Below are 6302 nucleotides of genomic sequence, written 5' to 3'. Positions count from 1 at the left end.
CTGCAAACTCCCGCCACCGGGCTCGCCGCGCTCGCCCGGGAGGCCACCGACTCCTATGACGTCTATGCGCCGGACCGCGTCCGGCCGGTCGAGATGCGCGCCGCCGACGGCGCCCAGTTCGTGCAATGGGTCTCCAACCGGCTGCATCAGCCGGTCAAGGTGCCGGATCTTTCGACGTCGGGCTACCGGCTGATGGGCGGCCGGCTGGTCGCGACGTCACACGGTCCGGCAGCCATGTTCATGTATGACGACGATCACGGCGGGCGGCTGGTGGTGCTGACCCGCCCGATGGCGGCAGATCAGAACACGCCGATGCGGTCGCATGCGAGCGGTGACGTGGCCGGCTTCGCCTGGGCCGACGACGGCATGGGCTATAGCCTGGTCGGCCGCGGCTCGCCGGACGCCTTAAGGCCGGTCGCCAACGAGGTCCGCAGGCAGGCGCGCAGCATTTGAGGCAGCCGCGACCCGGCTGTGTCTGGCGCCATAGGCGAAATACACCACGAGCCCGATCGCGAGCCACACCGCGAGCCGCACCCAGGTATCGATCGGCAGGCCGAACATGAGGATGACGGAGGTCAGCGCCCCCGCCGGGCCGACGAACCAGATCGCGGGCGCCCTGAACGGACGCTTCAATTCGGGATTGATGACGCGCAACACCAGCGTCCCGACCGAGACCACTGCGAACGCGAACAGCGTTCCGATGCTGACGAGTTCGCCGACCAACCCGATCGGCAACAGACCGGCCAGCACGGCGACCACGAGGCCCGAGATCATGGTCGCAACATGCGGGGTATGGAAGCGCGGATGGATTTTCGCGGCCGCCGGCGGCAGCAGTCCGTCATGCGCCATCGCGCGAAAAATGCGCGGCTGGCCCAGCAGCGTGACGAGAATGACCGAGGTCAGCCCGAGCACGATGCCGAGCTTGATCAGCGGCCCGAGCCAGCCGATACCGGCCGCGTCGATGCCGACCGCGATCGGGTCCGACACGCCCAGCCTGTCGAACGGCACGATCCCCGTGAGCACGAGGCCGACGGCGACATAGAGCACGGTGCAGATGATCAGCGATCCCAGGATGCCAATCGGCATGTCGGTGTTCGGCGATTTCGACTCCTGGGCCGCAGTCGACACCGCGTCGAAGCCGATATAGGCGAAGAACACCACCGCCGCCCCACGAAGCACGCCCGACCAGCCATAGACGCCGGTGCCGCCATTCGGCGGAATGAAGTGGCCGTCCGGATTGGACGGGGTCACCCAGTTCGCGGTGCTGAACGACGGGATGGCGGCGACGATGAACAGGATCACCACGATCAGCTTGACGAAGACGATGATGTCGTTGAAGCGCGCCGACTCCTTGATGCCGATCACGAGCAGCCAGGTCGCGGCGAGGATCACGAGCACTGCCGGAACATTGAAGATGGCGCCGGTGGTCGACCACGCGTGGGTGGCGGCGTCATAGTCGAGCGGCGCCGACACCAGGCGCTGCGGGACATCGAGCCCGAATCCCCGGGCGAAGCTCACGACATAGCCCGACCAGCCGATCGCGACCGTCGCAGCTCCAACGGCATATTCCAGGATCAGGTCCCAGCCGATGATCCAGGCGATCAACTCGCCGAGCGTTGCATAAGCATAGGTGTAGGCGCTGCCGCTGATCGGCACGGTCGAGGCCATCTCGGCATAGCACAGGCCGGCAAACGCACACGCCACCGCGCCCATGACGAAGGACAGCGTCACCGCGGGCCCGGCATTGGCGGCAGCGGCGTTCCCCGTCAGCACGAAGATACCGGCGCCGATGATGCCGCCAACCCCGAGCGAAACCAGATTGAGCGCCGACAAGGTCCGCTTCAGCGGCCTGACCTCGCTCGCGGAGTCGGCATGCGCCGCTTCCTCCGCCAATGCGTCCGTCGACTTGCGCGCCCAGATCCTTGCCAAAAACGACCTTTCCGAACCGACTCTGCGGCAATCGCCAGACTGACGTCCATGCTCCCGCGACGCAACGAATTAGTGGCTCACCCGCCAGATCGTGCCGTTGGCATCCTCAGAGATCAGCAACGCGCCGTCATGGGCAACCGCGACGCCGACCGGGCGCCCCCAGACCTCGCTGTCGTTGACGACGAAGCCGGTGACGAAATCCTGGTACTCGCCGGTCGGCACGCCGTCCTTCAGGCGGATGCGGACCACCTTGTAGCCGGTCCGCTTCGACCTGTTCCACGAGCCGTGCTCGGCCGCGAAGGCGTCGCCGCGGTATTCGACGGGGAAATTGCTGCCCTGATAAAAGGCGAGACCGAGCGATGCCGAGTGGGCCTGCAGCAGCACGTCGGGGACGGTGATCTTGTCCTTCAGGTCGGGGCGTTCGCCGATATGCCGGGGGTCCTCGTGATTGCCGATATAGAACCACGGCCAACCATAGAAGGCGCCCTCCCGCACCCTGGTGACGTAGTCGGGCACCAGATCGTCGCCGAGCCCATCGCGCTCATTGGTCGAGCACCACGGCGTGCCGTCGGGCTGCACGGCGAGGCCGACGCAGTTGCGGATGCCGGTGGCATAGATCTTCTCGTTCTTGCCGTCGGGATCGAACGCCAATACCGTCGCGCGATCGGTCTCGTAGCCCCAGGCCGCGCCGAGCGGATGCGCGCTGCTCCAGGCTTCGAGGCCGCCCGGCGGGCGTCCGACGCCTTCGGCGTCATTGCTGCCGGAGCCGACCGAAACCAGCATGCGCTGGTTATCCGGCGTGAATGCGATGTCGCGGGTCAAATGCCCGGAGCCATGCGGCAGGCTTGCGACGATGGTTTCGGGTTCGCCGGCGGCCTTCAGGTCGCCCGAATGATAGGGAAAGCGAATCACGTTGTCCTGATTGGCGACATAGACCCATTGCGGCTCGTCGCCCGCGGGAAAGAACGCGATGCCGAACGGGTCCTTGAGGCCGCTGGCAAAGATTTCATCCGTGGCCGGCTTCGACGCGCCATCGGCGGCGCGCAGCACGCGAATGCGCCCGCCATGGGTTTCCGCCACGAAGATATCGCCGTTCGGCGCGACGCGGATGATGCGCGGCGCGCGGAGGCCCTCGGCAAACAGCTCGATCTTGAATCCGGGCGGGACCTGCGGGACGGCGCCGGCAGGTTGCGACACGACATGCGCGACATTGGCCGACGACGGGGTCGCTCCCGGGTCAGGCAGATCCTGCGGCCGGATCAGGCGCGTGATGCCGGGCTTGTCCTGCTGCCAGTTGCCGAAGGCGTCCTTGCCTTCACGCGCCGCCGGCTGCGCGATCGCCGCGCCGCTCAGGGCGGCGAGAGCGCACAGGCCAGAGAGAATTGCTTGAATGGAGCACCTTGCCATGATGTTGGTCTTCCCGGTCATTGCTTCGCGTCTCGCCATCATAATGGCCTCAAGACACAAATGTTCGGCGTGAATGGATCAATTTGCCTGCGGCCGAGCGTGACGGCGAGCCCTGCGCCTTGAGCTGTTCTCTTGAGCTGTTCTCTTTGGCTGTTCTCTTGGGCTGCGCCTGCCTCAAGGATGTGCAGGCGTCGTTCGCGGAAATGCTGGAAAATCAACGAGATCGATGCAACACATGATGGGGGACCTGCGGCGGCCCCGCAGATTTTTTTGATATTGCGGGGAATTCTCCCGCCATGATTGATAGCGATGGAAGCGACATTGATGGACGCGATGTGGGGATCGATCCTGACCGAGTGGGTGAGCCTGATCTTTCGCTGGCTGCATGTCGTGGCCGCGATCGGGTGGATCGGCAGTTCGTTCTATTTCATCCATCTCGACCTCAGCCTGAAGCCGGGCAGCGATCTGCCCGCAGGGGTGCAGGGCGAGGCGTGGCAGGTCCATGGCGGCGGTTTCTACCGGATCGTCAAATATCTGGTGGCGCCGGCGCAACTGCCGGATGAACTGACCTGGTTCAAATGGGAGGCCTACACGACCTGGCTGTCTGGTTTCACGCTGATGGTCGTGGTCTATTATCTCGATGCCGAGCTGTTTCTGGTCGACAAATCGATTCTCGATCTGACGCCGCTGCAGGCCGGGCTGTTCAGTCTTTGCAGCCTGGCGCTGGCCTGGCTGCTGTACGAGGCCGCCTGCAGATCGGGGCTTGCGCGCCACGAGCTGCCGTTCGCCGTCGGCGGTTACCTGTTCCTGGTCGCCCTCACCTATGCGTTCACCCATGTCCTGAGCGGACGCGGCGCGTTCAACCAGATCGGCGCGCTGATCGGGACGATCATGGTCGCCAACGTGTTTCTGGTGATCATCCCGAACCAGAAGAAGATCGTTGCGGCGCTGTTGGCCGGAAAATCCCCCGACCCCAGGCTCGGCAAGGCGGGCAAGGAGCGATCGGTCCACAACAACTATCTGACGCTGCCGGTGCTGGTGCTGATGATCAGCAACCACTATCCGCTGCTGTTCGCGACGCGCTACAACTGGGTCATCGTCGCGATCATTCTCGCGCTCGGACCCGTGATCCGGCATTTCTTCAATGAGCGCCATGCCGGGCGCAGATCGCCATGGTGGGTGTGGGGGGTCGCGGCCGCCGGCATGATCGCGATCGGCGTGCTGTCCGCGGCGGGGCCGCGGGTCGCCAAGGCCAGCGCGCTGTCGGTCGCCCCGACCTTCGCCAATGTGCAGGACATCATCCTGTCACGGTGCAGCATGTGTCACGCCGCGGAGCCGGTGTGGGCCGGCATCGTCACCGCGCCGAAGGGTATCCTGCTCGACGATCCCGACCATATCCGGCGCAACGCCCGGCTGATCGGCCGCAACGCGGCCTGGGCCAGCGCCATGCCGCCCGGCAACGTGACGGAAATGACCGCCGACGAGCGCGCCGTGATCGCAGCGTGGATCGCGTCTCCAGGCAACTAAAGGGCTGTTCGGAAAAAACGCTACCGCCTGGGCGTGGCATCCCTTGCCATTTCCAGGCAGGTCAGCAACTCGGTATAGCTGCCGGTGCCGTCCAGCGAACTCTGTCGCGTGCAAGTGACCCTGTCGGGGGCAGCGAACTGCGCCCAACCGGTGCTCAGCTCGTCGCGGGCCTCCGCCTCGTCCTCGGCGCAATGCTGCTGCTGCGGCTCGGTTCCGCCTTCGGACCTGCATTCCGCCGCGATATCGAATTTCGGCACATCGTCGGCCACACGCGTCAGCGGAAGCGACGCGAGCAGCACGATCGGCAGATGCATCAGCATGGTCTTTCTCCGGACGGGATCGTTTCATCCTGCATTGGACGGCCGCCCGTTCTCTTGATCGGCGTCAAGACAGCGCGCCGAGGACGCCGCGCGTCGCCTGATCGATCTCCTCGACATATCGACGGCGCGCAAAGGATTCGGTCAGCAGGCCGATCACCTTGCGGCTGTCGGCGGATTCCAGAACGGCCAGGACCTCGGCCTCGGCGTCGTCGAACATCTTCATCGCGGCCTTGACGTTCATTTCCGGCAGCAGCGCGACATCGGTGTATTTCGCGAGTTCGACCACCTGGATTTCGTCGGCGATGCTGTCCAGTTCGCCGGGAAACAGGTCCGGCAGCGGCACCAGGCCGCAATAATCGTCGTCATTGTTGACGACCACCACCGCCGGCCGTGAGCCCAACACGAACTCGCGCCGGCAGGCGGCGATCGTCGTCGTGCCCGGAACCTTGCCGACGTCGGTGCGCATCATGCGCTCGACCGTGAGATTGCGCAGCCAGCCGACGTCGTTGGCGCTGCGGATGGTCTCGCCGCGCAGATGCAGGCGCCAGGTCGAGAACGAATGGCCGAACATGAAGCGGACGAAGATGCTGGTGACGATGCAGCCGGCCAGCACGACGGCCGTGACATCCACGCTCCGGGTCATCTCGAGCACCAGGAACGACATCGTCAGCGGGCCGCCGACGATGGCCACCCCGAGGGTCGCCATGCCGGTCAGCATGCTGACGACGGGATCGACCGCCAACTTCAGCCCTGACAGCACGAGCAGCGCCGCATAAAACTTCCCGATCAGGCTGCCGACGAACAACGACGCAAAGAACAGACCGCCGCGGAAACCCGACGACAGCGAGATCAGGCACGCGATCAGCTTCAGCGCGATGACGGTGGCAATCAGGCCGATCGCCATCTCGCGATGCAGGTCGAGCACCATCGCGCCGTGACCGGCGGCGAGCACCTGCGGCGTAATGATGGCCATGCCGCCGACGCAGAGTCCGCCGATCACGGGTCTGATCCAGATCGGGGTCCAGGATTGCGCGAACAGGCGCTCGAAGAACGATGAGCTTCGCATCACAGCGATGCCGACCGCGCTGGCGATCAACGCCAGCACGATGAGCGCCAGAT

General features: G+C 65.2%; 6 protein-coding genes. 2 read left to right on the top strand and 4 right to left on the bottom strand.

Going from position 1 to position 6302, the window contains the following annotated elements; all coding sequences use genetic code 11:
• The coding region (locus tag WCB02_RS25240; protein ID WP_423962467.1) for an anti-sigma factor family protein at positions 1 to 453 on the top strand (453 nt) is incomplete at its 5' end.
• On the opposite strand, the gene WCB02_RS25235 is transcribed toward WCB02_RS25240, so the two are convergent.
• Entirely contained in the window at positions 406 to 1929 is a 1524-nt protein-coding gene (locus WCB02_RS25235) for an amino acid permease (protein WP_423962465.1), read from the bottom strand. The two genes, WCB02_RS25240 and WCB02_RS25235, sit on opposite strands and share 48 nt — an antisense overlap.
• Before the next feature lie 69 nt (positions 1930 to 1998).
• A complete protein-coding gene (locus tag WCB02_RS25230; RefSeq protein WP_423962463.1) occupies positions 1999 to 3357 on the bottom strand; it encodes a PQQ-dependent sugar dehydrogenase in 1359 nt (452 codons plus the stop codon).
• A 312-nt stretch (positions 3358 to 3669) separates the two neighbouring features.
• On the opposite strand from WCB02_RS25230, the gene WCB02_RS25225 reads away from it, so the two are divergent.
• Complete coding sequence (locus WCB02_RS25225) at positions 3670 to 4863, top strand: urate hydroxylase PuuD (RefSeq protein ID WP_423962469.1); 1194 nt, start codon at positions 3670 to 3672, stop codon at positions 4861 to 4863.
• A 20-nt stretch (positions 4864 to 4883) separates the two neighbouring features.
• On the opposite strand, the gene WCB02_RS25220 is transcribed toward WCB02_RS25225, so the two are convergent.
• Positions 4884 to 5183, bottom strand: a complete 300-nt coding sequence (locus WCB02_RS25220; protein ID WP_423962460.1) for a hypothetical protein — start codon at positions 5181 to 5183, stop codon at positions 4884 to 4886.
• 64 nt (positions 5184 to 5247) lie between these two features.
• Positions 5248 to 6302, bottom strand: a 1055-nt coding sequence (locus WCB02_RS25215) for a chloride channel protein (RefSeq protein WP_423962458.1), incomplete at its 5' end; no start/stop codon positions are given.

It is taken from the genome of Bradyrhizobium sp. (assembly GCF_049581145.1).
Classification (GTDB): Bacteria; Pseudomonadota; Alphaproteobacteria; order Rhizobiales; family Xanthobacteraceae; genus Bradyrhizobium.
The sequence above is the reverse complement of the archived record's forward strand: the minus strand, read 5'-3'. Positions and strand labels throughout refer to the sequence as shown.